Below are 26,226 nucleotides of genomic sequence, written 5' to 3' on the forward strand. Positions count from 1 at the left end.
CGTTTCCGCACCCGCCTCTTTCCGATTATACATATCAACTATTTGTTGACCTGGAAACGGGTGTTGCCGTTTTTCAGGAAGTCCACGATCTGGCTGGCAGCAGCCAGACCGGCATTGATGTTGGCCTCGGCGGTCTCGGCGCCCATCTTCTTCGCCGTGGCGAAAACCCGCTTGCCGAACTTCTCGTCCAGCTCGGCCTGATTGCCGGCGGCGATGTCGGTGATGTATTTCAGGTCCTCGCGCTCGGTCAGGGCACGCACCAGACCGGCTTCGTCGATCACCTCCTTGCGGGCGGTGTTGACCAGCGTGGCCCCCTTGGGCATCGACATCAGCAGGTCATAGCCGATCGAGCCTTTGGTCTGCTCCGTGGCGGGGATGTGCAGCGAGAGGAAGTCGGACGCCTTGTAAAGCTCCTCGACCGTCGCCACCTTCTTCACGCCGTCGGCCTCGAAAACCGCCTCGTCGGCGATGAACGGATCGTATGCGACAACATTCATGCCCAACGCCTTTCCTTTGCGGCCCACCAGCTTGCCGACGTTGCCGTAAGCGTGGATGCCGAGGGTCTTGCCCTGAATCTCCGAACCCGTGCCCGGAGTGAAGCGGTTCCGCGACATGTAGATCATCATGGCCAAGGCCAATTCGGCCACGGCGTTGGAGTTCTGCCCCGGGGTGTTCATCACCACGATGCCCCGCGCCGAAGCCGCTGCGAGGTCCACGTTGTCGTAACCCGCACCGGCGCGGACCACGATTTTCAGGTTTTTCGCCGCGGCGATGACCTCGGCAGTCACCTTGTCGCTGCGGACGATGAGTGCATCCGCATCGGCCACGGCTTCCAGCAACTCGCTCTTGTCGGTGTATTTTTCGAGCAGCGCCAGTTCATAGCCGGCATTCTCCACGATCCCGCGGATTCCATCGACGGCCTTTTTGGCAAAAGGCTTCTCCGTTGCAACCAGTATTTTCATAGTATCGATCAATGACGTAAAATAAATATCCTGTTCTCTCTTCGTCTCCCGCATCAGCGGGACGATAGTCGGGCACATGGCCTATTTCGCGTGTTTCTGCGCGAACTCCTGCATGCAGGCCACCAGCGCCTCGACGCTCTCCTTCGGAAGGGCGTTGTAGCACGACGCGCGGAAACCGCCCACCAGACGGTGCCCCTTGATGCCGACCATGCCGCGCTCCTTGGCAAAGGTCATAAACTCGTCGGCGAGACCCTCGTAACCCTCAGCCATCACGAAGCAGATATTCATCAGCGAGCGGTCCTCCTTCACGACCGTGCCGCGGAACAGCGGGTTGCGGTCGATCTCGTCGTAGAGCAGGGCGGCTTTCTCCTTGTTGCGGCGGTAGATTTCGGGAACGCCGCCGATCGACTTGAGCCATTTCAGGGTCTCCTTCAGAACGTAGATCGGGAAGACGGGCGGCGTGTTGAACATCGAGTTGTTCTCGACATGGGTGCGGAACGACACCATCGTCGGCAGGTCGCGGACGATCTTGTCGAGCATGTCCTCGCGGATGATGCCGAAAGCCACGCCCGCAGGCGCCAGGTTCTTCTGCGCGCCGCCGTAGATCATGGCGTATTTCGAAACATCGACCGGACGGGAGAGGATGTCCGACGACATGTCGGCGATCAGGGGCACGGGCGACGCGAGGTCCTCGTGGTACTCCGTACCGTAGATCGTATTGTTGGAGGTGATATGCACATAATCCAGGTCGGCCGGAATGGCGAATCCCTTCGGGATGTAGGTGAAGTTCCGGTCCTCGGACGAAGCCAGCACCTCGACCTCGCCGTAACGCTTGGCCTCCTTGATGGCCTTCTTCGACCACACGCCCGTATTCACATAACCGGCTTTCTTGCCCAGGAAGTTCGCGGGGATTTCATAAAAATAGGTACTTGCACCGCCGCCCAGATAGATGATCTTGTAGTTGTCCGGAATATGGAGCAACTCCCGGAAAAGCTGGTCGGCCTCCTCCATCACGGCGTCGAAATCCTTCGTCCGGTGGGAGATCGAAAGCAGCGAAAGCCCCGATCCGTTGAAGTCGAGAATTGCCTTGGCCGCATTTTCGATGACCTCGTCCGCCAGGATGGAAGGTCCCGCATTGAAATTGTGCTTTTTCATAATGATTTCGTATGTGATTTGAATGATCTGATACCCAACTGTTAGTTTGCTAACACAAATATAAAGAAAAAAATTTTATAAACGCAAAGATAGCCAAATAAATTTCATTCCATAAGCGGAACGCGCCTCTTTTTGGATAGTTTTTATTAATTTTGCCGGAAATATCAAGTTCCGGCACCATATGGTAAAATCAATGACCGGCTTCGGCAAGGGCGAAGCCACACTTCAAAATAAACGGATCACGGTCGAGATCCGTTCGCTCAACTCCAAGCAGCTGGACCTCTCGCTGCGGCTTCCGGCGGTCTACCGCCAGTCGGAATACGAACTCCGCAACGTCATCGCCCGCACGATCCAGCGGGGCAAGGTCGATGTCTTCGTCTCGGTCGAGTCGCAGTCCGTCGAAACCTCGGCCCGCATCAACCGCGAGGTGTTCCGCGAATACCTCCGGCAGATGAACGACACGCTCGCGTTCGCAGGCATCGACGCCGATTACGACGCCATCCTGCCGGTCATCATGCGCCTTCCGGACGTGGTAGCCACCGAATCCGAAGCCATTTCGGAGGAGGAGCACGCCGCGCTGATCGCCGCCGCGGAGGCCGCCGCCGCACAGCTCGACGCATTCCGCACACAGGAGGGAGCGATCCTGATCGCCGACCTGCTGCGCCGCGTGGAGCTGATCGAGCGGTACCGCGACGAAGTGGTGCCGTTCGAAAAGGCCCGCACGGAGACCATCCGGACGCGCATCCTCGACAATCTGGCGAAACTCCCCGTCGAAGTGGACCGCAACCGGCTGGAGCAGGAGATGATCTTCTACCTCGAAAAACTCGACATCACCGAAGAGAAGGTGCGCCTGACGAACCACTGCAAATATTTCCGCGAAGTGGCCGCAGGGGAGGAGGGCGCAGGCCGCAAATTAGGTTTCATCGCCCAGGAGATGGGCCGCGAGATCAACACGATGGGGTCGAAGGCCAACGAATCGAACATCCAGATTCTCGTCGTCAAGATGAAGGATGAATTGGAAAAGATCAAAGAGCAGGTATTGAATATCTTGTAATCAACCTATTACAAGATATTCCTAATTAAAAATTAAGAATGAAGAATTAAAATCCCATTCGACGAAAACATCCCCCGGGAACAAGCAATTTTTCATTTCTAATTTTTCATTTTTAATTAAGATGGGTAAGGTAATCATCTTTTCGGCCCCGAGCGGCTCGGGCAAAACCACGATCGTCCGGCATCTGCTGGAACGCTACCCCCAGTTGGAATTCTCCGTATCGGCGACCAGCCGCACACCCCGCGGACAGGAGCGCGACGGGGTGGACTACTATTTCCTCTCGCAGGAGGAGTTCGCCAAGGCCGTGGCCGAAAACCGCTTCGTGGAGTGGGAGGAGGTCTACAAAGGCACCTGCTACGGCACGCTGCGCAGCGAAGTCGAACGCATCTGGGCCAAGGGCCACGTGATCGTCTTCGACGTGGACGTGATCGGCGGCATCAACCTCAAGCGTATCTTCGGCGACGACGCCTGCTCGGTGTTCATCATGCCGCCCTCGATCGAGGAGCTGCGCCGGCGGCTCGTCGGCCGCGGCACCGACGCTCCGGAGGTGATCGAACGCCGCGTGGCCAAGGCCGAATTCGAACTGACGAAAGCCCCGGAGTTCGACCATGTGGTCGTCAACGACTGCCTCGAAGAGGCCGTGGGGGGCACCTGCGGCATCCTCGACCAATTTATCGCGCGGTAGGATGAAACGGGTGATGCTCTATTTCGGGTCGTTCAACCCCGTGCACAAAGGCCATATCGCGCTGGCGGAATACGCCGTCCGGCAAGCGCTGTGCGACGAAGTCGTGCTGATCGTCTCGCCGCAGAGCCCCTACAAGGCCGCCGACGAACTGGCCCCCGAAATGGACCGTTTCGAAATGGCCGAAATCGCCTGCGCAGCCTCGGAATACCCCGACCGGATCAAACCTTCGGTCGTGGAGTTTCTGCTTCCGAAACCCTCATACACAATAGATACCCTGCGTTACCTGAAGGAAAACTTCGGGTCCGGCATGGAGTTCTCGATCCTGATTGGCAGCGACCAGATCGCCCGGCTCGACGGCTGGAAAGAGTACGAAAAAATCCTCGAATATCCCGTCTACGTCTACCCGCGGCGGGACAAGCCGGCGAAAGGATTCGAGGGGCGCATCACGCTGCTGACGGACGCCCCTTTGCAGGATTTCGCCTCGACGGACGTGCGCGACCGCATCGGGCGGGGCGAGGACACCTCGGAGATGCTCGACGAGGGCGTCGCAGCCTACATCCGCCGCAAAGGGCTGTGGAGCCCCGCATCGCGCATCGCCGCCCTTACGGCACGGATCGCCGAAGCCCCGGACGATACGGAGCTCTACATCGAGCGCGGCAGACTCCATTACCGGCTGGGCGAGTGGGGCCCGGCCCTCAACGACTTCAACCGCGTGCTGGCGCTCGACGAGGGACACGTCGAGGCCCGGCAGTTCGCCCGGATGGTGCAGGAAATACTGGAATTCAGATACAAAGACATATACAACCCCTGAAATGACACGTTTGAAGATAGCCCTCCTGGCCGGCGGAGATTCGCCCGAGCGGGAGATCGCCCTCCAGAGCGCCGCGCAGATCGAAGCGGCCCTCGACCACTCGAAATACGACATCACGGTCGTCGATCTCCACGGCCGCGACTGGCACCACACGACGCCCGACGGCCGCCAATGGCAGGTGGACAAGAACGACTTTTCGATCACCGTAGACGGTGAACGAAAATCGTTCGACTATGCCCTCATCATCATCCACGGCACGCCCGGCGAGGACGGCAAACTGCAAGGATACCTCGACATGATGGGCATTCCCTATTCGTCGTGTCCGATGACCTCGTCGGTCATCACCTTCGACAAAATCACCACCAAACGCACGCTGGCGGGCCGTGTCAACCTCGCACGCGAAATTTTCCTGCGCCGGGGCGAGGCGTTCGACGCGTCGAAAATCGTCGCGGAACTGGGCATGCCGCTTTTCGTAAAACCCAACGCCAGCGGTTCGTCGTTCGGCGTGACGAAGGTCCACACCCCGGAGGAGCTGCCCGCAGCCATTGACGCGGCCTTCGCCCAGGGCGACGAAATCCTGATCGAGGAGTGCATCACGGGCCGCGAAATGGGCTGCGGAATCCTGATCGCCGGCGGGAAGGAGTACATTTTCCCCATCACGGAGATCGTTTCCAAAAAGGATTTCTTCGACTATCAGGCCAAATACACCGAGGGGTACTCCGACGAAATCACCCCGGCGGACATCGCCCCCGAGGTCAAAGCCGAATTGAACCGCATGACCCGCGAAGCCTATAAAACCTGCCGCTGTGCGGGAGTCGTAAGGGTTGATTTCATCGTAACCCCTTCCGGAAAGCCCTACTTCATCGAGCTGAATTCGATTCCCGGCATGAGCGCCGGAAGCATCGTCCCCAAGCAGGCCCGCGAAATGGGCATGTCGCTCGGGGAACTATATGACATCATCATCGCCGACACGTGCCGCAAATGATCGAAATCGACGACAAGATCGTAAGCGCCGACCTGCTGCGCGAATGCTTCGCCTGCGACATCGCGCAGTGCAAGGGCATCTGCTGCGTCGAGGGCAATGCCGGGGCGCCGCTCGAAGCGGAAGAGGTGGAGATCCTCGAACGCGAATACCCCAATTACAAACCCTGCATGACGCCCGAAGGCATCGAGGCCGTCGAACGGCATGGTTTCATGGTCGTAGACGAAGACGGCGACCTGACCACGCCGCTGGTGAACGATGCCGAATGCGCCTATACCTATACGGAGAACGGCGTGACGCTCTGCGCCATCGAAAAGGCGTGGATGGAGGGCAGAACCCCGTTCCGCAAGCCGATCTCGTGCCATCTGTATCCGATCCGCCTGATGCGCTTCTCGAACGGCACCGTGGGGCTCAACTACCACCGCTGGTCGGTGTGCGCCCCGGCCCGCCGGTGCGGCGCGAAGCTGGGCATCCCGGTCTACAAGGCCCTTCGGGAGCCGATCGTCCGCCGCTTCGGCGAGGAATTTTACAAGGCGCTGGAAGCGGCCGAAGAACTGATCAGACAACAATAGAAGACTATGAAAAAATACCTGTTGACACTTGCGGCCCTCTCGCTGGTCCTCACCTCGGCGGCCCGCAAACCTAAAAATGCGCGCACGCAAACCGCCGCGAAAAACAGCGAAGCCGCCATTGCCGATTCGCTCCTGGTCGTGACGGCCCGGCAGGCGTCGCTGATCGACTCGCTCCGCAGCCTCGTCGTCGCCGAACACACCGCCGGGGAACTTTCGGGAGACAGGAACGAAGCCGAAGAGACCGAAGAACCCGTCGTCAGCCCCGAACAGGCCGCCGCAGACTCCGTCGCCGTATTGCAGCTGCGGCTGCGGCCCACGAAGATCGAATCCATCTTCGACACCAACGGGCTGACCGTGATCGACACCCTCGCAACGGACAACGACGCCGTGCAGGTGATTCTTTACAGCAACAATTCGTGGAAATACGTCCGCAACCGCGAGATCGCCAAGGACAGCACCATCTTCGAGAAATACTGGGACACGACGACGCTCTTCCCTTACCGGGAAGTCGATATGTCGGGCATGCCCAAATCGGTGGTCATCGACCTCGTGGATTCGCTGACCTGCTACCACTGTCCCTATCAGGGCACGGTGCATCCGCACGGAAAATACGGTCCGCGGCGCCGGCGCCAGCACCAGGGCGTGGACCTGCCGCTCAAAACAGGCGACCCGGTCTACGCCACCTTCTGCGGCCGCGTGCGCATTTCGCAGTACAACAAGGGCGGCTACGGCAACCTCGTCATCATCCGCCACGACAACGGGCTGGAGACCTACTACGGACACCTCTCGGAGCGCATGGTGGAACCCGGACAATGGGTCGAGGCGGGACAGATCATCGGTCTGGGCGGCTCGACGGGACGTTCGACGGGGCCCCATCTCCATTTCGAGACCCGCTACTACGGACAGTCGTTCGACCCCGAGCGTCTGATCGACTTCAAGAACGGCACGCTGAGCCGCGAGACGTTCCTGCTGAAAAAGTCGTTCTTCAGCATCTACTCCAACGCCGGGCAGGATTTCGAAGACGAAATCGCCAACGAGGAGCAGGACAAGAAGGAAGCCGCCGAAAAAGCGGCCATGAAATACTACAAGATCCGTTCGGGCGATACGCTGGGCGCCATCGCACGCCGTCACGGCACGACAGTGGCAAACCTCTGCCGACTGAACGGCATCAAATCGACCACCATCCTGCGCATCGGACGTTCGCTGCGGGTGCGGTAACACGGAGTGAAACTCACCGACTCCACCCGAATGATACCCAAGAAAATCCATTTTTGCTGGCTGGGGGGGGGTAAATACCCTGAGCGGGTCCGGCAGTGCATAGAATCGTGGCGCAAGATACTGCCCGGTTACGAGATCGTCCGCTGGGACGAGAGGCGTTTCGACGTGAACTCCGTACCCTGGGTCCGGGAAGCGGTCGAGCGAAAGAAATACGCCTTTGCCGCCGACTACATCCGCCACTATGCGCTCTATCACGAGGGCGGCATCTACCTCGACACCGATGTCGAAGTGCTCAAACCGTTCGACGACCTGCTCGACGCCGAAATGTTCGCTGCCATAGAGACCGAAGAATCGGTGCTGGCCCGCAATGTCGCCGAAGGCCGCATTTCGGAAACGGGGGAGGTGCTGACGGACGGACTGTTTCCGGACATGGGATTGGGATTGCAATCGGGTGCGTTCGGCGTCGCGGCGGGCCATCCTTTCACCCGACGCTGCCTCGACTGGTACGAAAGCCGCCGTTTCATATGCGAAGACGGAACGCTTTACGACAAGATCATCGCGCCCGACATCATGGCATACCATGCCCGGCCGGCCGGACTGAAATACAAGGATGTTGCGCAGGAACTGGACGAGGGCATCCGCATCCATCCTTCGCCGACCATAGCCGCGTATGCCGAGAAAGCCGCTCCCGAAAGTTATGCCATACACCATTGCCTCGGCAGCTGGCGGCCGGCAGCGCCCCGCCGGAAAAAGAGATGGTATTCGCGCTGGTGGAAAAGTCTGATGCGCGGACTCGGACTGCACAAATAAGAGAGGGGGCTCGGGATATGCCCCGAGCCCCCTCTCCAAAAACGATTATCACATCCGGGCGCAGAACCGGGCAGGACGCCGGGAAACTACCCGCCGCCCCTAAAACCCGCCTCTTAGACGGGCTTGTTCTGCACGGCATCGACGGCGGCGATGACCGCACCGCGCAACCCCTTGTGCTCCAGTTCGGCGACGCCCACGATCGTCGTGCCTCCGGGCGAGCAGACGGCGTCTTTCATCACCCCGGGGTGCTGTCCCGTAGCGAGTTGCAGTTTCCCCGTTCCGGCGACCATCTGGCTCACCATCCGGTAGGCGTCGGCGCGCGGAACGCCGTGTTTGACGGCCCCGTCGGCCAGCGCCTCAATGAACATGGCGACGAACGCCGGACCGCAGCCGCAAACGGTGCTCGAAATCCCGAGCAGGGCGGTATCCATCGGAATCACGCTCCCCAGCGTCGAGAAGAGTTTCTCCACGCTCGTCCACTGCGCATCCGAAAGCGAATGGCGGCGTTCGCAGACGACGATGCCTTCGCAGACCGAGACGGGAGTGTTGGGAACGGTCGATAGGTGAGCCGTTCCGGGGAGGAGCATCCGCTCGTAATCGTCGAACGTGACGCCCGCGGCCACCGAGACGACGATTTTCTCCGCCAGAAGTTCCCGGACGGGGGTTACGACCGCCTCGACCTGATAGGGTTTCACGGCGACGACCACGATGTCGGCGAACTCCGCGACAGAGGCGGCATCGTCGAAGGCCCGGAACCCGTGCGGCTCCGTATTGCGCTGCAATTTCGCACGGTCGCGTGCGCAGGCGCCGATATTCCCGGCCTCGACGGCCTTTCCGCGAACCAAGCCGTGCGCGAGGGCCTGCGCCATATTCCCGAATCCGATAAATCCGATTTTCATAGTCTTTGATTTATTTCGTGTAGTCTCTGTTTCCGAAGATCAGGGAACCGACGCGCACCATCGTCGAACCGCACTCGACAGCCAGCGGATAGTCGTGCGACATGCCCATCGACAGCGTGTCGAACCGCGCCCCGAAGTAGGGTTGCAGCAGGTCGAAACAGCGGCGGAGTTCGTTGAAATCGCGGCGGATCGTCTCCCCGTCGTCGGTGTTGGTGGCGATCCCCATCACGCCGCGCACGCAGACGTTCGGCATCTGCGCAAAGGGCGCCGTACGGATGTACTCCATCAGTTCGCCCACGTCCCAGCCCGTCTTGGTCTCCTCCGCGGCGACGTGTATCTCCAAAAGAATCCCGATCGTGCGCCCGCACTTGGCCGCCTCGCGCTGGATGGCCTCGGCCAGCCGGGCGCTGTCAACCGACTGGATCAGCGTCACGAACGGGGCGATGTATTTGATCTTGTTGGTTTGCAGGTGGCCGATCATGTGCCACTCGATGTCCTTGGGCAGGGCTTCGTATTTTTCGCGCAGCTCCTGCGGACGGCTCTCGCCGAAGATGCGGTGGCCGGCATCGTAAGCCTCGCGGATCATCTCCGCAGGGTGGGTCTTCGAGACGGCGACCAGCGTGACCTCCGCAGGGATCGTCGAGCGCACGAACGACAGTTGACAAGCTATATCCGACATTGTTTTTTCAGTTTTACCCGGTAAAAATACGCAAAATTCGTACAAACACGAAACCGTCCCTCAAAAAAGCCGTCATTTCGCCGCCACGATCCGCGAACAGCCGAACTCCCCGGGGAGCCGGTATCCCGAATCGGACAGCAGGTCGTAGACCCAGATCCGGCGCACGTCCGCCTCCTCGCACAGCATGCAGAGCTTCGGTCTGCCGTCTCTGACGAATTCCGAAACCGAAAGCACGGTCCCTTCCACCTCGCACAGCGGCCCGCCCAACGACCCGGAAACGGGATCGAACAGCCGCAGCTGCGTCCTTCCCTCCTTCGACACGGCATAGCCGCCGGCCTGAACCATCTTGTCCGGATCGGCCGCCGAGGGGACCGCCGTCCAGAACGGAACCATCGCATCGGCCGCCACGGCCTCGCCCGGTCCCCAGCCGCCGGGAATCCGCAGCAGAACCGGGATACAGGTGCCGTCGGCATTGCGCTGCGCGAGCAGCAGATCGGAGCCGACCCGCACGAAAGGCTGCACGATCAGCGTCCGCACGATCTCGTCGGGCACCTGCCAGGAGACCGATCCCGCGGAGGGAGTGCGGGTCACGCTTCGGGTCGTCAGCGTCAGCCGCCCCGCGTCGTGGGAAACGAGTCCGACGGAGGAGTCGGTGATCTGTCCGGCCAAGAGACAACTCCGGTATCCGAAATCGTCATAATAATTCATCGTGAGGTCGAAACCGACCATCGAACCGGAGCAGACGCCGCAAATCCAGCCCGAGCCGGGAAGCCCCACGGCGCAGGCGATTCCCCGGCCGGCACCGAGCGTCGCAACCCGTGTCACTTCGCCCGTCGAAAGGTCGATGCGGTCGATCGCGGCCCCGTCCGTATCGGAATCCGAAATGCCGTAGAGCGCCTCGGATTCCGGAATTCCGTCGGCAACGCGGATCTTGCCCAGAGGCATCAGATGCCCCCGGCGGAACAGCAGCACCGTGGCCGTCGAAGCAGGGTAGTGCCCCGGGGCCAGAAAGGTGACGCTCGCGGCGGAGCGCGCCGTGACGATCCCCCGCAAGCCTTTGGCGCAACCGTTCGGGGCGAACCCCTCGGCGCCCTCCTCCCAATGGATTTCGAACATGATTTCGTCATCGGCCTCGAAGCCCTCGGCCGAGACGGTCACCCCGTCGCCGGGCGTGAAGACCCGCGATTCGGGAGGCATGACGACACCGGTCACCAAAGCCGGGTGCGCCGCCCTGTCGGAGCAGGCCCCGAAGATCGCCCCGGAGAGGAGCAACAACAGGAATTTTTTCATACAAAAATATGAATTACAGTTCGTTACCTCCGCTCCGGGGGGGGGTATTTCCGGGATGTACAGACAGCGCATCCGATACAAATATAGCGAACTTTCGCCGTTTCCGAACAGTTTCGTGCCGGAACGGCACTTTCAGAGGGCCGGAACGTTTTGTTGAGCCATACGCAATTCGGGTTTGGAACCGTCCGTTCTTTTTAGTACCTTTGGTGTCAAAACCTGAAAAACAATGAAAAAACTCCGATTGATTCTTGCAGCGACCGCCGCAGTCGCATACGGCGCGGCATCGGCCTGCACCAATTTCATCGTCACCAAAGGAGCTTCGACCGACGGTTCGGTGATGGTCACCTATGCGGCCGACTCCCACGCGCTCTACGGCGCGCTGTATCACACCCCCGGCGGCAAATTCAAGGACGGAGCGATGCTCCCCGTCTACGAATGGGACACGGGCCGCTACCTGCGGGACATCCCGCAGGTCCGGGAGACCTATTCGACCATCGGCAATATGAACGAACATTCGCTCATCATCGGCGAAACGACCTACGGAGGCCGCCGCGAACTGGAGGATTCGACGGGACGCATGGACTACGGATCGCTGATCTACATCACGTTGCAGCGCGCCAAGACCGCCCGCGAGGCGATCGGCGTAATCGTTGACCTGGCCAACACCTACGGCTATGCGTCGAGCGGCGAATCGTTCTCGATCGCCGATCCCGACGAGGCGTGGATCATGGAGCTGATCGGCAAGGGTTTCAAGGACGACGGCAAGGGCGGCAACGCCCGGAAGGGCATCGTATGGGTGGCCCGCCGCATTCCCGACGGCTATGTCTCGGCCCACGCCAACCAGGCCCGCATCACCACCTTTCCGAAGGACGATCCCGAAAACTGCCTCTACTCGCCCGACGTGATTTCGTTCGCCCGCGAGATGGGATATTACGACGGTCCGGACGCCGATTTCAGCTTCTGCGACGCCTATGCACCCCTCGATTTCGGGGCCATGCGCGCCTGCGAAGCCCGCGTGTGGGCTTTCTTCCGCACCGTGGCCGACGACATGGACCGGTATGCGGACTATGCGATGGGCCATAACAAGGAGAACCGCATGCCGCTGTGGGTGAAACCCCGCGCGAAAGTATCGCCCAAGACGCTCTTCGACTGCATGCGCGACCACTACGAGGGGACCCCGATGGACATGACCGCCGACATCGGCGCCGGAGGCCACAACTGCCCCTACCGCTGGCGTCCGATGGAATTCGAGGTGGACGGCGTGAGCTACGTCAACGAACGCGCTACGGCCACCCAGCAGACCGGATTCTGGTTCGTTGCGCAGGCCCGGCCCGACGTGACGCGCGACATGGGCGTCCTCTGGTTCGGCGTGGACGACGCGGCGACCTCGTGTCTGACGCCGATCTTCTGCTCGGCGCAGGAGGTTCCCGAGTGTTTCCGCGAGGGCAACGGCTCGATGCTGGAATATTCGCCCACATCGGCGTTCTGGCTCTTCAACCGCACGACCAACTTCGCCTACATGCGTTACGACATGATCTCGGCCGACATCCGCAAGGTCACGGACAAGTGGGAGAACGACATGCTCGCCAATGTGCGGAATATAGACGCCCGGGTGGGCCGGATGTCGCCCGCGGCACGCCGCAGCTACCTCACGCAGCTGAGCGTGGAGACGGCGCAGGAACTTTTCGACCGCTGGCAGAAGCTCAACAACTACCTGCTGGTGAAATATATGGACGGCAACGTGAAGAGCGAGCACGGCGACGTGCTGACGTTCCTCGACGGCGAGGGCGGCCCGGCACATTTCGTGGACAACGGCAACGGACGGCAGATCCCCGGCAAGATTCAGTTCCCGGGCTACAACGAGAAATGGAAGCGCGCCGTGGCGGCCGATAACGGAGAAACATTGAAAGTGGTAAAATAATGAAATACGACATCATCATCGTGGGCAGCGGCCCCGGAGGTTACGTGGCGGCGATCCGCGCCGCGCAGTTAGGTAAAAAAACGGCGCTCGTGGAGCGCGCCGAGCCGGGCGGCGTATGCCTCAACTGGGGCTGCATCCCGACCAAGGCGCTGCTCAAAAGCGCACAGGTCTACGGCTACTGCAAAAACGCGGAGCACTACGGACTGGAATTCGCGGGCGAGGTGCGCCCGGACCTCGCAAAGATCGTGACACGCTCGCGCGGCGTGGCCGAAACCATGTCGAAAGGGGTGCTGTTCCTGTTGAACAAGAACGGCATCGACCTCATCCCCGGATTCGGACGCCTCACGGCTCCGGGACGCATAGACGTGGACGGTACGGAATACGAGGCCGACCACATCGTCCTCGCCACGGGAGCGCGCCCCCGCGAAATGCCGTTCATGCCCGTCGACGGCGAGCATGTGATCTCGTCGCGGCAGGCGCTGACGCTCGACCGCCTGCCCGAGTCGATGATCGTCGTGGGCTCGGGAGCCATCGGCAGCGAGTTCGCGTGGTTTTACGCCGCGCTGGGCGTGAAGGTTACGATCATCGAGTATATGCCCCGCATGATGCCCCTCGAGGACGAGGAGGTGTCGAAGACCATGGAACGCGCTTTCCGCAAACTGCGCGCGACGGTGCTGACCTCGACCACGGTGAAATCCGTGAAGGTCAACGACGAAGGGATTTGCGAAGTGGAGATCGAGGGTAAAAAGGGCGCCGAGACGCTGACCGCCGGAATCGTGCTGTCGGCCGTGGGCATCAAGTCCAACATCGAAGGCATCGGCCTCGAAGAGCTGGGCGTCGCCGTCGAACACGACAAGATCGTCGTGGACGAGTTCTACCGCACCAACGTGCCGGGCGTCTATGCCATCGGCGACATTGTGCCGGGCCCGGCGCTGGCGCACGTGGCTTCGGCCGAAGCGGTCTGCTGCGTGGAGGCCATCTGCGGTCTGAATCCCGCGCCGGTAGACTACACGACCATCCCGTCGTGCATCTTCACCCAGCCCGAAGTGGCGTCGGTCGGCATGACCGAGCAGCAGGCGCAGGAGCGCGGCATCGCCTATAAGGTCGGACGCTTCCCGTTCACCGCATCGGGCAAGGCGACGGCAGCGGGCGACCGCGACGGATTCATCAAACTGCTCTTCGACGACGGGGACCGCCTACTGGGTGCCCACCTGGTCGGGGCATCGGTGACCGAGATGCTGGCCGAACCGACGCTGGCGCGCACGCTGGGAGCCACGGCCCACCAGATCGCCCGCACGATCCACGCCCATCCGACGATGAACGAGGGCGTGATGGAGGCCGCCGAGGCTGCAATGGGGGCGGCGATCCACCTGTAAACCGCGGGCAACCGCAAAAAAAGAGGAGGGCCGTCACAGCCCTCCTCCTTTTCATTTTACCGGAACCACTCTTCCAGATGGTCGCGGCCGTAGAAATAGTAGACCGCAAATCCCAGCCAGCTGGTGAGCAGCACGACGATCGATGCGATCACCTTTCCGGCCGTGGAGATGTTTTTCTTGAAAATGTCCATCACGCACCAGATAGCGCATACGAGGCCGATCAGCCAAACAATCGTTCCAATCATAACAATTTGAATTTAGTATAACATTGAGGTTCGAAAATTTCCGGTGGGTAGCATACTCCGCTCAGGAACAGTCCCTGCGCCGGGGCTCCCGCGCTCGAACGCGACAAATCGCGGCTCTCGACGATCGCACGGAACTCCCCGGGCGTATAGCGCCCGCGTCCTACATCGACCAGCGTGCCGACGATCGACCGCACCATGTTACGCAAAAACCGGTCCGCACGGATCGTGAAACACATCGTGCCCCGCTCATCGACGGTCCAGACGGCCTTTTTCACGCGGCAGATATTGGTCTTGTTGTTCGAATTGAGCTTGGCGAAAGAGGTGAAATCGTCGTATTCCGTCAGCATGGCCGCGGCCTCGTTCATCCGTCCGAGGTCGAGCGGCACGTAATACTGCCATGCCATGTGGCGCGTAAAGGGATTCTTGCGCGGCTCGATGAAATAGCGGTACTCCCGCTCGCAGGCGTGGAAACGCGCGTGGGCGCCCTCCGCGACGGGCGTCATGCTCCCCACGGCGATGTCGCCCGGAAGCAGGAAATTGAGTTTATAGACCGTCTGCACAGGGTCCGCGACGGGCGCCGTGCAGTCGAAATGCGCCACGTAATAGGAGGCGTTGACCCCCGTGTCGGTGCGCCCGGCGCCCGTCACCTCGACAGGCTCGCGCAGCAGGGTGGTCAACGCCCGTTCCAGCGTCTGCTGGACCGTGGGCATGTCGGGCTGCCGCTGCCAGCCGCAATAGGCGGCTCCGTTGTACCGGAGTTCGAGAAAATAACGCATACCGGGAGTGGTTGGTCCGGCAAATATACAAAATTCCGGGATACTATAAACCCGGCCGCTACGTTTAGTTTTGAAATAAATTCGTATCTTTGGCTGCGCCGAAGATACCGCCGTTCGGCAAAATGCAAGTAAACCTGCTTTTGCCCTCGCTTATTCGTATTTTGGCTGCGCCGAAGATACTTTCGCTCGGCAAAATGCAAGTAAACTTGCTTTTGCCCTCGCTTATTCGTATCTTTGCGGGAAATGGAATAAAATGAAAGCTGCAATCATCGGATACGGCAAAATGGGCCGTGAAATCGAACGCATACTCACCGAAAGGGGCCACGAGGCGGCCCTTGTCATCGACACCGACAACGCCGGCGAACTCGACGCGGAACATCTGGCGGGGATCGACGTGGCGCTGGAATTCACCACGCCCGCGACGGCCTACGCCAACATCCGCACGTGCCTCGAAAACGGCACGGCGGTGGTGAGCGGCACGACGGGCTGGACCGACCGCCTGGCGGAGTTGCAGAAGTTGTGCCGCGAGCGGGGCGGAGCGCTGTTCTACGCCTCGAACTACTGCCTGGGCGTGAACCTGATGTTCCGCCTCAACCGCCAGCTGGCGGCGATGATCGGCCGCGTGGGCGGCTATGGGGTGCGCATCGAGGAGGTGCACCACACCCAAAAACTCGACGCCCCGAGCGGCACGGCCATCACGCTGGCCGAAGGCATCCTCGACAACCTCGCCAACAAGCAGGGCTGGGTCAACTACGCCCCGGGCATCGCGCATGCCACGAACCGCGTGGAGCGCAGCGAGGACACGCCCGCCGACCGGATCGAAATCCGCTCGGTGCGCGAAGGCGCCGTCCCGGGCATCCACACCGTGACCTACGAGTCGGCGGACGACATGCTGGAACTGAAACACACGATCAAGAACCGCCGCACGCTGGCGATGGGGGCCGTCGTGGCCGCCGAATTCCTCTGCGGCAAACAGGGCGTCTTCGGAATGGACGACCTGCTGCGCAATTAAAAATGAAAAATTAAGAATTAAAAATCGAGGATTCTCCGCATGGGAAAGATCAAGGAAATTTTTGGCAACAAATGGGTCGGGTTCACGCTCGCCGCACTGCTCTATACGCTATGGTTCGTGGTCTGGACGGGCAACCTCTGGCTGCTGTTGGGACTGCCGGTCATCTTCGACCTCTACATCACGAAGTTCTTCTACCGCTACGTGTGGAGCCACAACGTGACGATGTGCCGCCGGAGCAAGGTCTACAAGACCGTCTACGAGTGGGTCAACGCCATCATCTTCGCCACGGTCGTCGCCACGCTGGTCCATATCTTCATCTTCCAGATGTACGTCATTCCCACCTCGTCGATGGAACGGTCGCTGCTGGTGGGCGACTACCTCTACGTGAGCAAGGTGGCCTACGGACCCCAGATGCCCAACACGCCGCTGTCGTTCCCCTTCGTGCACCACACGATGCCGTTCTCGCAGACCAAGAAATCGTTCTCCGAGGCGATCAAATGGCCGTACCACCGTCTGAAAGGACTCAAGCCCATCCGCCGCAACGACGTGGTGGTCTTCAACTTCCCGGCGGGGGACACGGTGCTGCTCGAAGACCCGGCCGTGACCTATTACGACGTAGTGCGCGAATTCGAGCGTTCGTTCGGCAAGGAGGAGGGACGCAAGCGGCTCAATCAGGAGTACACGATCATCAGCCGCCCCGTGGACAAGCGCGAGAACTACATCAAACGCTGCATCGCCATTCCGGGCGACTCGCTGGAAATCCGCGACGGACGCGCCTTCATCAACGGCGAACCGCAGGAACCGGTTCCGGGGCTGCAATACAGTTACATCGTGCAAACCTCGTCGCCCTTCACGCAGTACGCCATCGACAACCTCGGCATCCGGGAGTACACCGGCAACGGCTCGGGGTATTACATGACGCTCACGGACGAAACCGCCGAGAAGGTCAAGGCGCTCAACAACGTCATCTCGGTCCGCCGCTACATCTACACCCCCAACAACGGCGTATTCCCGCAATGGGACGAGCCCCGCTGGAGCCAGGACAACTACGGTCCGATCTGGATTCCGGCGAAAGGCGCCACCGTGCGGCTCACGACCGAAAACCTGCCGCTCTACCGCCGCATCATCGAAGCCTACGAGGGCCACGAACTCGAAGAGCGCGACGGCAAGATCTATATCGACGGCGCGGAAGCCGCGGAGTACACCTTCGCCATGAACTACTACTGGATGATGGGCGACAACCGCCACAACTCGGCCGACTCGCGCTTCTGGGGCTTCGTGCCCGAGGACCACATCGTCGGCAAGGCATCGTTCGTATGGCTGTCGCTCGATGCTAACAAGCGTTTCCCGGCCAACATCCGCTGGGATCGCCTCTTCCGAAAAGTGAGATAACGGTGGCCGGCGACAGTTACCGAACCGTCGCGGCCGAAGCCGAAGCCGCCTGCCGGGAGCGGAGCAGCAAGTTCCTCTCCTGGATATACCCCGTGCGTTCGGAAGAGGAGATCCGCGAACGGCTCGACGCCCTGCGCAAGAAGTATTACGACGCCACGCACCACTGCTACGCCTGGCGGCTGGGGCCCCGCGGCGAGGCGTTCCGCGCGAACGACGACGGGGAGCCGTCGGGAACCGCCGGGAAACCGATCCTCGGACAGCTGCTTTCGAACGACATCACCGACTGTCTGGTGGTCGTGGTCCGCTATTTCGGAGGCACGAAGTTAGGGGTTCCGGGGCTGATCGCCGCCTACAAGGAGTCGGCGGCGGAGGCCATCGCCGCAGCGGAGATCGTGGAGCGGACCGTAGACCGCACGGTGGAGCTGGATTTTCCCTATGTGGCGATGAACGACATCATGCGGGTCGTCAAGGAGGAGCAGCCGAAGGTGGTGTCGCAGACCTTCGACAACCTCTGTTCCATGCGGCTGACCATCCGCGAAAGCCGTGCGGAGGTGCTTATCGAAAAGTTGAAAAAGGCCGGAGGAAGCATTGCAGACGGTGACAATGAAAAATGAAAAAAAAGAATTAAAAATTGGAAGTTTTGCGCTGTTTTATTTCTGTCATTGCGAGCGAACGCAAGAGAGCGCGGCAATCTGCGCCGAAAGTGCGGCCTTGAAAGTTTCAATCAGATCGCCACGGCATCTTCGATGCCTCGCAATGACGATTCTCTGATTTTTAATTGCACATCATGAAACACGAAAACGCAATCTATATAAAAGGTGCGCGGGTCCACAACCTCCGCAACATCGAGGTCGAGATCCCGCACGACAAACTGGTCGTCATCACGGGCCTTTCGGGCTCGGGAAAATCGACGCTGGCCTTCGACACGATCTTCGCCGAAGGGCAGCGCCGCTACGTCGAGAGCCTCTCGGCCTATGCGCGCCAGTTCCTCGGCAAGATCAACAAACCCGACGTGGACATCATCACGGGCATCGCGCCGGCCATCGCCATCGAGCAGAAGGTCAACACGCGCAACCCCCGTTCGACGGTGGGCACGACGACCGAGATATACGACTACCTCAAACTGTTATATGCCCGCATCGGGCACACCTTTTCGCCCGTCTCGGGCGAGGAGGTGCGCTGTTTCAGCGTGGACGACGTGGCGGCGTGGATTCTCGCGCATGCGGACCAGCGCGTGGTGATCGGCGCCCCGCTGGCGCTCGCCGAAGGTCAGGGGATCATCGAAAAACTGATGCTGCTGCTCTCGGAGGGCCTGATGAGGGTCTACATGGACGGCGAGGTGAAGCTCATCGAGGATGTACTGCCCGGCATCGGCCCCGACACGGACCCCGCAGGGATCAAAATGGTGATCGACCGCATGCGCGTTGCCACGGACGAGGATTCGCAGACCCGCATCCGCGACTCGGTGGCCCGCGCCTTCTCCTACGGAGGGGGCGTCTGCGAGGTGGTCACGGACGAAGGCATCCGGGAATTCTCCTCGCGCTTCGAGGCCGACGGCATCGAGTTCGAACACCCCTCGGAACACCTGTTCAGCTTCAACAATCCGCTGGGGGCCTGCCCCCGGTGCGAGGGGTACGGCAAGGTGATCGGCATCGACGAGGACCTCGTGATCCCCGACAAGAGCAAGACCATCTACGAGGACGCCGTGGCCTGCTGGCGCGGCGAGACGATGCGCAAATGGAAACAGAAGCTCGTGGAGAACGCCTCGAAATTCGACTTTCCGATCCACACGCCGTTCCACGAGCTGACGCCCGAGCAGAAACGCCTGCTGTGGCGCGGCAACCAGTATTTTCACGGACTCGACGAATTTTTCGAATACATCGACTCGGAGCGGCGCAAAATCCAGTTCCGGGTGATGAAGGCCCGCTACACGGGCAAGACCACGTGTCCCGAATGCGGCGGTTCGCGCCTGCGCAAAGAGGCGCTGTACGTCCGTGTGGGCGGCAGAACGATCGCGGACCTCGTGAAGATGCCCGTGGACGAGCTGATCGCCTTCTTCGGCGGGCTGGAGCTGGATGAACACGATGCCAAAACGGCGTCGCGCATCCTCGTCGAGATCCGCAGCCGCCTGCAATACCTCGCGGACGTGGGACTGGGCTATCTGACGCTCGACCGGCTGTCATCGACCCTCTCGGGCGGCGAGAGCCAGCGCATCAACCTCTCGACATCGCTGGGCAGCAACCTCACGGGGTCGCTCTACATCCTCGACGAACCCTCGATCGGACTGCATCCGCGCGACACCAACCGCCTGATCGGCGTGTTGAAACAGCTGCGCGACCTGGGCAACACGGTGATCGTCGTGGAGCACGAGGAAGAGGTGATCCGCGCGGCGGACTGGATCGTGGACATCGGTCCCAAAGCGGGCTACAACGGCGGCGAAGTGGTTTTCAGCGGCACGCTGCCGCAGCTGCTGAAAAGCAGGAAAAGCCTCACGGCCGACTACCTCACGGGGCGGCGCGAAATAGCCGTTCCGACGACCGAACGCGGGTGGAGCAACTCGATAACCGTCAAAGGCGCCCGGGAAAACAACCTGCGCAACATCGACGTGAGGATTCCGCTGGGCGTGATGACCTGCATCACGGGCGTCAGCGGCTCGGGAAAGTCGTCGCTGGCAAAGGGCATTCTCTACCCGGCGCTGCGGCGCATGCTGTACGACACGGGCGTCAAACCGGGCGATTTCGACGGACTGGCAGGCGACGTGCAGCTTCTGAAATCGGTCGAGATGGTCGATCAGAACCCCATCGGCAAGTCGTCGCGCTCGAATCCGGTGACCTATATAAAAGCCTACGACGAAATAAGAAAACTCTTCTCGGACCAGCCCTATGCCCAGCACAACGGGCTGGGGGCCTCGGCATTCTCGTTCAACATCGCGGGAGGCCGCTGCGAGGAGTGTCAGGGCGAGGGCGTCATCAAAGTCTCGATGCAGTTCATGGCCGACGTGGAGCTGGTCTGCGAGGCATGCGGCGGGCGGCGCTTCCGCGACGAGGTGCTGGAAGTCAAATACCGCGGGAAGTCGATCTACGACGTGCTGGAGATGACCGTGGACGACGCCATCGCATTCTTCGGCGAGGAGGAGAAAAACGCGACCTGCCGGCGTATCGTCGAACGGTTGCAGCCGTTGCAGGACGTGGGGCTGGGATATATCAAGCTCGGGCAGTCGTCATCGACGCTCTCGGGCGGCGAGAGCCAGCGCGTGAAGCTGGCGTCGTTCCTGACAAAGGATTCGGCGCAGGGCGGCGTGATGTTCATCTTCGACGAACCCACGACGGGACTCCATTTCCACGACATCTCGAAACTGCTGGCGGCATTCAACGCCCTGATCGAGCGCGGCCACACGATCGTGATCGTCGAGCACAACATGGACATCATCAAGTGCGCCGACTGGGTCGTGGACCTCGGGCCCGAGGCGGGCACGGCGGGCGGCCGCGTGGTGTTCGAGGGGACGCCCCGCGAACTGGAGAAGTGTCCCGAAAGCCGCACGGGCGAATTCCTGCGCCTCAGGACCAAACTTTAAGCGACCGAAATGGAATTTTTCACATACAGACTGCCCAACGGCATCCGGGGCATCCACCGTCAGGTGAAGGGATCGGTGGCGCATTGCGCGCTGGTGATCGGCGCCGGAAGCCGCGACGAACATCCCGACCAACACGGGCTGGCGCACTTCACGGAGCACGCCTTTTTCAAGGGCACCGAGCACCGCCGCGCCTGGCAGGTCAACTGCCGGCTGGAGAATCTCGGCGGGGAACTGAACGCATTCACCACCAAGGAGGATACGACCATACACGCCACGACGCTGCGGGGCGATTTCGCCAAGGCCGCGGAGCTGATCGCCGACATCGCATTCCGCTCGACGTTCCCCGACCGGGAGCTGGAACGCGAAAAGGAGGTGATCGCGGACGAGATCAACACCTACAAGGATTCGCCCGCCGACATGATCTACGACACCTTCGAAGACCTGCTTTTCGCGGATTCGGAGCTGGGGCACAACATCCTGGGCCGCAAAGCGTCGCTGATGCGCTACGACGGAGACGCGATCCGCGCCTTCACGGCGCGCACGCACACCACCGACCAGATGGTCTTCTCGTCGATCGGCAACTTCTCGGCCAAAGCCGCCGAAGCGGTGGCGGCCCGCTATTTCGCCGACCGACCGGCGACGGTGCGCGGATTCGAACGGATCGCACCCGCGGCCTATGCGCCGTTCGAAAAGACGGTCGTGAAGCACACCCACCAGACCCACTGCATCATCGGCAACCGTGCCTGCGGCATCGGCGAGGAACAGCGGCTGCCGCTGGCGCTGCTCACGAACATCCTCGGGGGACCGAGCGCCAACTCGCTGCTGAACGTGGTTCTGCGCGAGAAGAACGGGCTTTCGTACAACATCGAGGCCAGCTACACGCCCTACGGCGACACGGGCATCGTGGCCATCTATTTCAGTTCGGACCACAGCAATGCGGAACAATGCGTCGAGCTGATCGATGGCCAGCTGCGAAAACTCCGCACCGCACCGCTCACGGCCCGGCAGCTGTCGATGGCCAAAAAGCAGTTCATCGCCCAACTGGCCATATCGAGCGAGAGCAACGAGAGCTACATGCTCGGCGCGGGCAAAAGTCTACTGGTCCACGACGACGTGGACACCATGGAACAGGTCTATGCCAAGGTTCGCGACCTGACGGCAGCACAACTGACCGAAGTCGCCGAAGCGGTATTTTCGAATATGTCACGATTAATCTACAAATAAGATGAAAACCGTATTGTTCGTTTTACTCGACGAATTCGCCGACTGGGAAGCGGCATTCCTCGCCCCGGCGCTTCGCGGCGGCGTCATGCCGGGACGCCCGGGAAGCCACGCCGTGCGGTATGCGACGCCCGGGGGAGTTCCCGTGCGCTCGATCGGCGGCATGACCGTTACTCCCGACTGCGGTACGGAGGCGCTGCCGGACGACTGCGCCGGGGTAATTCTCGTCGGCGGCATGAGCTGGGCGACGCCCGAAGCCGAACGGATCGTCCCGCTGGTGCGGGAGGCTCTGTCGCGCGGTGTGCTCGTCGGCGCCATCTGCAACGCCGCGTCGTTCCTCGCAGCGCACGGATTTCTGAACGCGGCGGAACATACCGGGAACACGCTCGAAATGCTCCGGGAGTGGGGCGGCGCGAATTACACGGGCGCCGGACTCTATCGGGAGCGGCAGGCCGTGCGCGACGGCAAGATCGTGACGGCCAACGGCTCGGGGTATCTGGAATTCGCCCGCGAATGCCTGCTCGCGCTCGAAGCCGACACGCCGGAGCAAATCGCCGCGTCGTACGCCTTCAACAAACACGGATTCTATCGGGAATAGATGGACGCTCTCGAAAAATACGTCCACGAATTTTCGGAGCCCGAAGAGGAGCTGCTGCACGAACTCGACCGCGAAACCAACCTGCGGGCCGTGGCGCCGCGGATGCTCTCGGGGCACATTCAGGGCCGGCTGCTGGAGATGCTGGTGCGGATGATGCGTCCGCGAAGAGTGCTCGAAATCGGGACTTTCACGGGCTATTCGGCGCTCTCGATGGCCGCGGGGCTCGACGAAGGGGCCGAACTGCACACCGTCGAGGTGGACGACGAACAGGAGGAGTTCATCCGCTCGTATTTCGCCCGCAGCCCCCACGGAGACAAAATCACGCTCCACATCGGCTCGGCACTCGAAATCGCCCCGAAGTTAGGCGAGTTCGACATGGTGTTCATCGACGGCGACAAGCGCGAATACCCCGCCTATTACCGGATGCTGATGGGCGACGACGGCGGACGGCGGCTGGTGCACGGCGGCTCGGTGCTCATCGCTGACAACATTCTCTGGTCGGGGAAGGTCGTGCAACCCATTGCGCACAACGACCGCCACACGCAGGCGCTCGTGGAGTTCAACCGCATGGTCGTCGAAGACCCGCGCGTGGAGAACGTCATCGTCCCGCTGCGCGACGGACTGAATCTGATAAGAATAAAATAAGATGGAAATCAAAGAATTGCAAGAGCGTGTCGATGCCTGGATCAAGGAATACGGCGTGCGTTATTTCTCGGAGCTGACCAACATGGCCGTACTGACCGAGGAGGTGGGGGAGCTGGCCCGCGTGATGGCCCGCCGATACGGCGACCAGTCGTTCAAGAAGGGCGAGAAGGAAAACCTCGCCGACGAGATGGCCGACGTGCTGTGGGTGCTGGTATGCCTGGCCAACCAGACGGGCGTGGACCTCACGGCGGCCGTCGAGGCCAACTTCGCCAAGAAGACCGCCCGCGACAAGGAGCGGCACCGCAACAACCCGAAGCTGTAAATGCCAAAAACGTCCCGGCCGCATGGCCGGGACGTTTTTCGATAGGGCAGCCGGAGACTACTCCAATTTGAGCTCCCGCTTGATGCCGTCGATCCTGGCGTCGAGCTCGGCCAGCGTCGTGTCGAAATCGGCGACCGAAGCCAGCGGCGTCTTCACGCCGAAGTAGAACTTGATCTTGGGCTCCGTGCCCGAAGGACGCACCGAAACGGTCGTGCCATCGGCCGTGAACCATTGCAGCACGTTGCTGCGGTCCTGATGGATGGGCGATTTGCAACCCGTCTTCACGTCGAGCGTTTCGAGCGACTGGAAATCGTTGATCTTCACCACGGGCGACCCGAGGATCGTCTTGGGCGGATTCTGGCGGAAATCGACCATCATCTTCTGGATCTGGTCGGCGCCCTCCTTGCCCTTGCGGACCACCGAAACGAGGCCCTCGCGGTAGAAACCGTATTTCACGTAAAGCTCCTGCAACCACTCGTAGAGCGTCAGACCCATCGTATCCATCGCCCATGCGGCGGCCTCGGCAGCCAGCGAGCAGGCCGAAACGGCGTCCTTGTCGCGCACGTAGTCGCCGGCGAGATAGCCGAACGACTCTTCGCCGCCGCCGATGTACTTGGCTTTGCCCTCGTTCTCGCGGATGATCTTGGCGATATACTTGAAGCCCGTGAGACAGTCGTAGCACTTCACCTTGAAATGCTCGGCCACGGCGTTGGCCATCTGCGACGTGACGATGGTCTTCACGACATACTGGTTGCCGTCCAGTTCGCCGCGCTCGGCCCAGCGGGTCAGCTGGTAGCTCAGCAGCAACACGAGGGTCTGGTTGCCGTTCAGCAGCACGTATTCGCCCTTCTTGTTGCGCAGTGCGACGCCGATGCGGTCCGAATCGGGGTCGGTGGCCAGCACCAGGTCGGCGCCCTCCTTCGCGGCGAGGTCGATGGCCATAGACATTGTCTTGCGCTCCTCGGGGTTGGGGGACTCGACGGTGGGGAAGTTGCCGTCGATGACGGCCTGCTCCTTCACCAGAATCACGTTCGTGAAGCCGAACTTCTTCAACGAAGCCGGAACCAGCCGCACGCCCGCGCCGTGCATCGGCGAATAGACGATCTTCATGTCGTGGTGCTTCTTCACGCTCTCGGGCGAAAGCGAGAGTTCGTGCACCTTATTCAAATAGATCTCGTCGAACTTCTCGTCCAGAATGGTGATGTTTTCGGGATTCTTGCCCGTAAGCACCATATCGACATCCGTGATCTTCGCCACCTCGGCGATGATGTTCTTGTCGTGCGGCTCGGTCACCTGCGCGCCGTCGGTCCAGTAGGCTTTGTATCCGTTGTACTCCTTGGGGTTGTGCGAGGCGGTGACGACCACGCCCGAATGGCATTTCAACTCGCGGATGGCGAAGCTCAATTCAGGGGTCGGCCGGAGCGTGTCGAACAGAAAAACCTGGAATCCGTTCGAAGCGAAAATATCGGCCACGCGCTCGGCGAACATCCGCGAATTGTTGCGGCTGTCGTGCGCCACGGCGACACGCACCCGCTCGCCCGCGAAGTTCTTTTTCAGGTAGTTGGAAAGCCCCTGCGTGGCGGCCCCCACCGTGTAGATGTTCATACGGTTGGACCCTACGCCCATAATGCCGCGCAGGCCGCCCGTACCGAATTCGAGGTCCTTGTAGAAGCTCTCCACGAGCTCTTTCATATCGTTGTCCATCAGGTATTTGACCTGCTTTTTCGTCGCTTCGTCATAGTGGCCGTCGAGCCAGGTCTGAGCTTTTCGGAGAACCAGTTGTTCCAATTCGTTTGCCATAATTCTATTGATTTTACTTATAATTTACATTTCGGGAGTCCCAAAAAATTTATATGCAAATATACGAATTAAAAATCGATTATTCAATATCAGGGAGTTAAAATTCAGCGTTCGGAAACCGTTGGTTTTCTATATATAAAAAAAGGAGAATTACAACCCAAAAATGAAAATCTTTTCGCAAAATTATTCACAACTTTGTCACATCAAAAATGGTGCAACCCTGAATC

Annotated in this window: 25 protein-coding genes; 17 read left to right on the forward strand and 8 right to left on the reverse strand. The window is 60.7% G+C overall.

Going from position 1 to position 26,226, the window contains the following annotated elements:
- Positions 1-38: 38 nt before the first annotated feature.
- Together NQ519_RS16050 and serC are read right to left on the reverse strand one after the other, a co-directional pair.
- Positions 39-962 carry a 3-phosphoglycerate dehydrogenase gene (locus NQ519_RS16050; protein WP_019150148.1) on the reverse strand — a complete coding sequence of 308 codons (924 nt, stop codon included), beginning with the start codon at positions 960-962 and terminating at the stop codon, positions 39-41.
- 81 nt (positions 963-1,043) lie between these two features.
- The gene (serC, locus tag NQ519_RS16055; RefSeq protein WP_019150147.1) at positions 1,044-2,117 is read right to left on the reverse strand and encodes a 3-phosphoserine/phosphohydroxythreonine transaminase; all 1,074 of its coding nucleotides are present in this window, start codon (positions 2,115-2,117) and stop codon (positions 1,044-1,046) included.
- Positions 2,118-2,310: 193 nt separating this feature from the next.
- Between serC and NQ519_RS16060 the strand changes: the two genes are divergently transcribed.
- The 7 genes from NQ519_RS16060 to NQ519_RS16090 all read left to right on the forward strand — a co-directional run bounded on the left by NQ519_RS16060 (position 2,311) and on the right by NQ519_RS16090 (position 8,249).
- The gene (locus tag NQ519_RS16060; protein WP_026076393.1) at positions 2,311-3,171 is read left to right on the forward strand and encodes a YicC/YloC family endoribonuclease; all 861 of its coding nucleotides are present in this window, start codon (positions 2,311-2,313) and stop codon (positions 3,169-3,171) included.
- Positions 3,172-3,292: 121 nt separating this feature from the next.
- Positions 3,293-3,856 carry a guanylate kinase gene (gene gmk / locus NQ519_RS16065; protein WP_019150145.1) on the forward strand — a complete coding sequence of 188 codons (564 nt, stop codon included), beginning with the start codon at positions 3,293-3,295 and terminating at the stop codon, positions 3,854-3,856.
- Position 3,857: 1 nt separating this feature from the next.
- Positions 3,858-4,667, forward strand: coding sequence for a nicotinate (nicotinamide) nucleotide adenylyltransferase (gene nadD, locus NQ519_RS16070; protein ID WP_019150144.1), 810 nt, complete (start codon positions 3,858-3,860; stop codon positions 4,665-4,667).
- A gap of 1 nt (position 4,668) precedes the next feature.
- A complete protein-coding gene (locus NQ519_RS16075; protein ID WP_026076392.1) occupies positions 4,669-5,652 on the forward strand; it encodes a D-alanine--D-alanine ligase in 984 nt (327 codons plus the stop codon).
- The gene (locus tag NQ519_RS16080; protein ID WP_019150142.1) at positions 5,649-6,221 is read left to right on the forward strand and encodes a DUF3109 family protein; all 573 of its coding nucleotides are present in this window, start codon (positions 5,649-5,651) and stop codon (positions 6,219-6,221) included. The genes NQ519_RS16075 and NQ519_RS16080 overlap by 4 nt, the downstream gene beginning before the upstream one ends.
- A gap of 6 nt (positions 6,222-6,227) precedes the next feature.
- Entirely contained in the window at positions 6,228-7,439 is a 1,212-nt protein-coding gene (locus tag NQ519_RS16085; RefSeq protein WP_019150141.1) for a M23 family metallopeptidase, read from the forward strand.
- A 30-nt stretch (positions 7,440-7,469) separates the two neighbouring features.
- Positions 7,470-8,249, forward strand: a complete 780-nt coding sequence (locus NQ519_RS16090) for a glycosyltransferase family 32 protein (RefSeq protein WP_026076391.1) — start codon at positions 7,470-7,472, stop codon at positions 8,247-8,249.
- Between the two features lie 113 nt (positions 8,250-8,362).
- Here the strand turns inward: NQ519_RS16090 and proC are convergent, their stop codons facing one another.
- From proC to NQ519_RS16105, 3 genes are all read right to left on the reverse strand, one after another.
- Positions 8,363-9,148, reverse strand: a complete 786-nt coding sequence (gene proC, locus NQ519_RS16095; RefSeq protein ID WP_019150139.1) for a pyrroline-5-carboxylate reductase — start codon at positions 9,146-9,148, stop codon at positions 8,363-8,365.
- A gap of 10 nt (positions 9,149-9,158) precedes the next feature.
- Positions 9,159-9,827 carry a YggS family pyridoxal phosphate-dependent enzyme gene (locus NQ519_RS16100; protein WP_019150138.1) on the reverse strand — a complete coding sequence of 223 codons (669 nt, stop codon included), beginning with the start codon at positions 9,825-9,827 and terminating at the stop codon, positions 9,159-9,161.
- A 72-nt stretch (positions 9,828-9,899) separates the two neighbouring features.
- Positions 9,900-11,117 (reverse strand): WD40-like domain containing protein, encoded by a 1,218-nt coding sequence (locus NQ519_RS16105; protein ID WP_019150137.1) that lies wholly within the window; start codon positions 11,115-11,117, stop codon positions 9,900-9,902.
- Positions 11,118-11,343: 226 nt separating this feature from the next.
- On the opposite strand from NQ519_RS16105, the gene NQ519_RS16110 reads away from it, so the two are divergent.
- The gene (locus tag NQ519_RS16110; protein WP_019150136.1) at positions 11,344-13,038 is read left to right on the forward strand and encodes a C69 family dipeptidase; all 1,695 of its coding nucleotides are present in this window, start codon (positions 11,344-11,346) and stop codon (positions 13,036-13,038) included.
- The gene (gene lpdA, locus NQ519_RS16115) at positions 13,038-14,414 is read left to right on the forward strand and encodes a dihydrolipoyl dehydrogenase (protein WP_019150135.1); all 1,377 of its coding nucleotides are present in this window, start codon (positions 13,038-13,040) and stop codon (positions 14,412-14,414) included. Before NQ519_RS16110 ends, lpdA begins: the two co-directional genes overlap by 1 nt.
- Before the next feature lie 56 nt (positions 14,415-14,470).
- Here lpdA and NQ519_RS16120 read toward each other — a convergent pair whose 3' ends face one another.
- Together NQ519_RS16120 and truA are read right to left on the reverse strand one after the other, a co-directional pair.
- Positions 14,471-14,659 carry a PLDc N-terminal domain-containing protein gene (locus tag NQ519_RS16120; RefSeq protein ID WP_019150134.1) on the reverse strand — a complete coding sequence of 63 codons (189 nt, stop codon included), beginning with the start codon at positions 14,657-14,659 and terminating at the stop codon, positions 14,471-14,473.
- A complete protein-coding gene (truA, locus tag NQ519_RS16125; protein ID WP_019150133.1) occupies positions 14,656-15,435 on the reverse strand; it encodes a tRNA pseudouridine(38-40) synthase TruA in 780 nt (259 codons plus the stop codon). Before truA ends, NQ519_RS16120 begins: the two co-directional genes overlap by 4 nt.
- A 253-nt stretch (positions 15,436-15,688) precedes the next feature.
- Between truA and dapB the strand changes: the two genes are divergently transcribed.
- The 8 genes from dapB to NQ519_RS16165 all read left to right on the forward strand — a co-directional run bounded on the left by dapB (position 15,689) and on the right by NQ519_RS16165 (position 24,199).
- Positions 15,689-16,447: a 4-hydroxy-tetrahydrodipicolinate reductase gene (gene dapB, locus NQ519_RS16130; RefSeq protein ID WP_019150131.1), complete on the forward strand. Its 759-nt coding sequence runs from the start codon at positions 15,689-15,691 to the stop codon at positions 16,445-16,447.
- 39 nt (positions 16,448-16,486) lie between these two features.
- Complete coding sequence (gene lepB / locus NQ519_RS16135) at positions 16,487-17,839, forward strand: signal peptidase I (RefSeq protein ID WP_019150130.1); 1,353 nt, start codon at positions 16,487-16,489, stop codon at positions 17,837-17,839.
- 2 nt (positions 17,840-17,841) lie between these two features.
- Positions 17,842-18,453 (forward strand): IMPACT family protein, encoded by a 612-nt coding sequence (locus NQ519_RS16140; protein WP_019150129.1) that lies wholly within the window; start codon positions 17,842-17,844, stop codon positions 18,451-18,453.
- A 173-nt stretch (positions 18,454-18,626) separates the two neighbouring features.
- Positions 18,627-21,413: an excinuclease ABC subunit UvrA gene (uvrA, locus tag NQ519_RS16145; RefSeq protein WP_019150128.1), complete on the forward strand. Its 2,787-nt coding sequence runs from the start codon at positions 18,627-18,629 to the stop codon at positions 21,411-21,413.
- A gap of 9 nt (positions 21,414-21,422) precedes the next feature.
- A complete protein-coding gene (locus NQ519_RS16150) occupies positions 21,423-22,637 on the forward strand; it encodes a M16 family metallopeptidase (RefSeq protein WP_019150127.1) in 1,215 nt (404 codons plus the stop codon).
- A gap of 1 nt (position 22,638) precedes the next feature.
- Entirely contained in the window at positions 22,639-23,232 is a 594-nt protein-coding gene (locus NQ519_RS16155; RefSeq protein ID WP_019150126.1) for a type 1 glutamine amidotransferase family protein, read from the forward strand.
- The gene (locus tag NQ519_RS16160; protein ID WP_019150125.1) at positions 23,233-23,877 is read left to right on the forward strand and encodes an O-methyltransferase; all 645 of its coding nucleotides are present in this window, start codon (positions 23,233-23,235) and stop codon (positions 23,875-23,877) included. It abuts the gene before it with no gap.
- Between the two features lies 1 nt (position 23,878).
- Positions 23,879-24,199: a nucleotide pyrophosphohydrolase gene (locus tag NQ519_RS16165; protein WP_019150124.1), complete on the forward strand. Its 321-nt coding sequence runs from the start codon at positions 23,879-23,881 to the stop codon at positions 24,197-24,199.
- Between the two features lie 57 nt (positions 24,200-24,256).
- Here the strand turns inward: NQ519_RS16165 and NQ519_RS16170 are convergent, their stop codons facing one another.
- Positions 24,257-25,999 carry a phospho-sugar mutase gene (locus NQ519_RS16170; RefSeq protein ID WP_019150123.1) on the reverse strand — a complete coding sequence of 581 codons (1,743 nt, stop codon included), beginning with the start codon at positions 25,997-25,999 and terminating at the stop codon, positions 24,257-24,259.
- Positions 26,000-26,226: the final 227 nt, after the last annotated feature.

Source organism: Alistipes senegalensis JC50 (assembly GCF_025145645.1).
GTDB classification, from domain to species: Bacteria; Bacteroidota; Bacteroidia; order Bacteroidales; family Rikenellaceae; genus Alistipes; species Alistipes senegalensis.

Excerpts from the sequence above, each read along its gene's own strand:
- NQ519_RS16050 (WP_019150148.1), bottom strand. The coding sequence starts at position 962 with ATGAAAATACTGGTTGCAACGGAGAAGCCTTTTGCCAAAAAGGCCGTC.
- serC (WP_019150147.1), bottom strand. The coding sequence starts at position 2,117 with ATGAAAAAGCACAATTTCAATGCGGGACCTTCCATCCTGGCGGACGAG.
- NQ519_RS16060 (WP_026076393.1), top strand. The coding sequence starts at position 2,311 with ATGACCGGCTTCGGCAAGGGCGAAGCCACACTTCAAAATAAACGGATC.
- gmk (WP_019150145.1), top strand. The coding sequence starts at position 3,293 with ATGGGTAAGGTAATCATCTTTTCGGCCCCGAGCGGCTCGGGCAAAACC.
- nadD (WP_019150144.1), top strand. The coding sequence starts at position 3,858 with ATGAAACGGGTGATGCTCTATTTCGGGTCGTTCAACCCCGTGCACAAA.
- NQ519_RS16075 (WP_026076392.1), top strand. The coding sequence starts at position 4,669 with ATGACACGTTTGAAGATAGCCCTCCTGGCCGGCGGAGATTCGCCCGAG.
- NQ519_RS16080 (WP_019150142.1), top strand. The coding sequence starts at position 5,649 with ATGATCGAAATCGACGACAAGATCGTAAGCGCCGACCTGCTGCGCGAA.
- NQ519_RS16085 (WP_019150141.1), top strand. The coding sequence starts at position 6,228 with ATGAAAAAATACCTGTTGACACTTGCGGCCCTCTCGCTGGTCCTCACC.
- NQ519_RS16090 (WP_026076391.1), top strand. The coding sequence starts at position 7,470 with ATGATACCCAAGAAAATCCATTTTTGCTGGCTGGGGGGGGGTAAATAC.
- proC (WP_019150139.1), bottom strand. The coding sequence starts at position 9,148 with ATGAAAATCGGATTTATCGGATTCGGGAATATGGCGCAGGCCCTCGCG.
- NQ519_RS16100 (WP_019150138.1), bottom strand. The coding sequence starts at position 9,827 with ATGTCGGATATAGCTTGTCAACTGTCGTTCGTGCGCTCGACGATCCCT.
- NQ519_RS16105 (WP_019150137.1), bottom strand. The coding sequence starts at position 11,117 with ATGAAAAAATTCCTGTTGTTGCTCCTCTCCGGGGCGATCTTCGGGGCC.
- NQ519_RS16110 (WP_019150136.1), top strand. The coding sequence starts at position 11,344 with ATGAAAAAACTCCGATTGATTCTTGCAGCGACCGCCGCAGTCGCATAC.
- lpdA (WP_019150135.1), top strand. The coding sequence starts at position 13,038 with ATGAAATACGACATCATCATCGTGGGCAGCGGCCCCGGAGGTTACGTG.
- NQ519_RS16120 (WP_019150134.1), bottom strand. The coding sequence starts at position 14,659 with ATGATTGGAACGATTGTTTGGCTGATCGGCCTCGTATGCGCTATCTGG.
- truA (WP_019150133.1), bottom strand. The coding sequence starts at position 15,435 with ATGCGTTATTTTCTCGAACTCCGGTACAACGGAGCCGCCTATTGCGGC.
- dapB (WP_019150131.1), top strand. The coding sequence starts at position 15,689 with ATGAAAGCTGCAATCATCGGATACGGCAAAATGGGCCGTGAAATCGAA.
- lepB (WP_019150130.1), top strand. The coding sequence starts at position 16,487 with ATGGGAAAGATCAAGGAAATTTTTGGCAACAAATGGGTCGGGTTCACG.
- uvrA (WP_019150128.1), top strand. The coding sequence starts at position 18,627 with ATGAAACACGAAAACGCAATCTATATAAAAGGTGCGCGGGTCCACAAC.
- NQ519_RS16150 (WP_019150127.1), top strand. The coding sequence starts at position 21,423 with ATGGAATTTTTCACATACAGACTGCCCAACGGCATCCGGGGCATCCAC.
- NQ519_RS16155 (WP_019150126.1), top strand. The coding sequence starts at position 22,639 with ATGAAAACCGTATTGTTCGTTTTACTCGACGAATTCGCCGACTGGGAA.
- NQ519_RS16160 (WP_019150125.1), top strand. The coding sequence starts at position 23,233 with ATGGACGCTCTCGAAAAATACGTCCACGAATTTTCGGAGCCCGAAGAG.
- NQ519_RS16165 (WP_019150124.1), top strand. The coding sequence starts at position 23,879 with ATGGAAATCAAAGAATTGCAAGAGCGTGTCGATGCCTGGATCAAGGAA.
- NQ519_RS16170 (WP_019150123.1), bottom strand. The coding sequence starts at position 25,999 with ATGGCAAACGAATTGGAACAACTGGTTCTCCGAAAAGCTCAGACCTGG.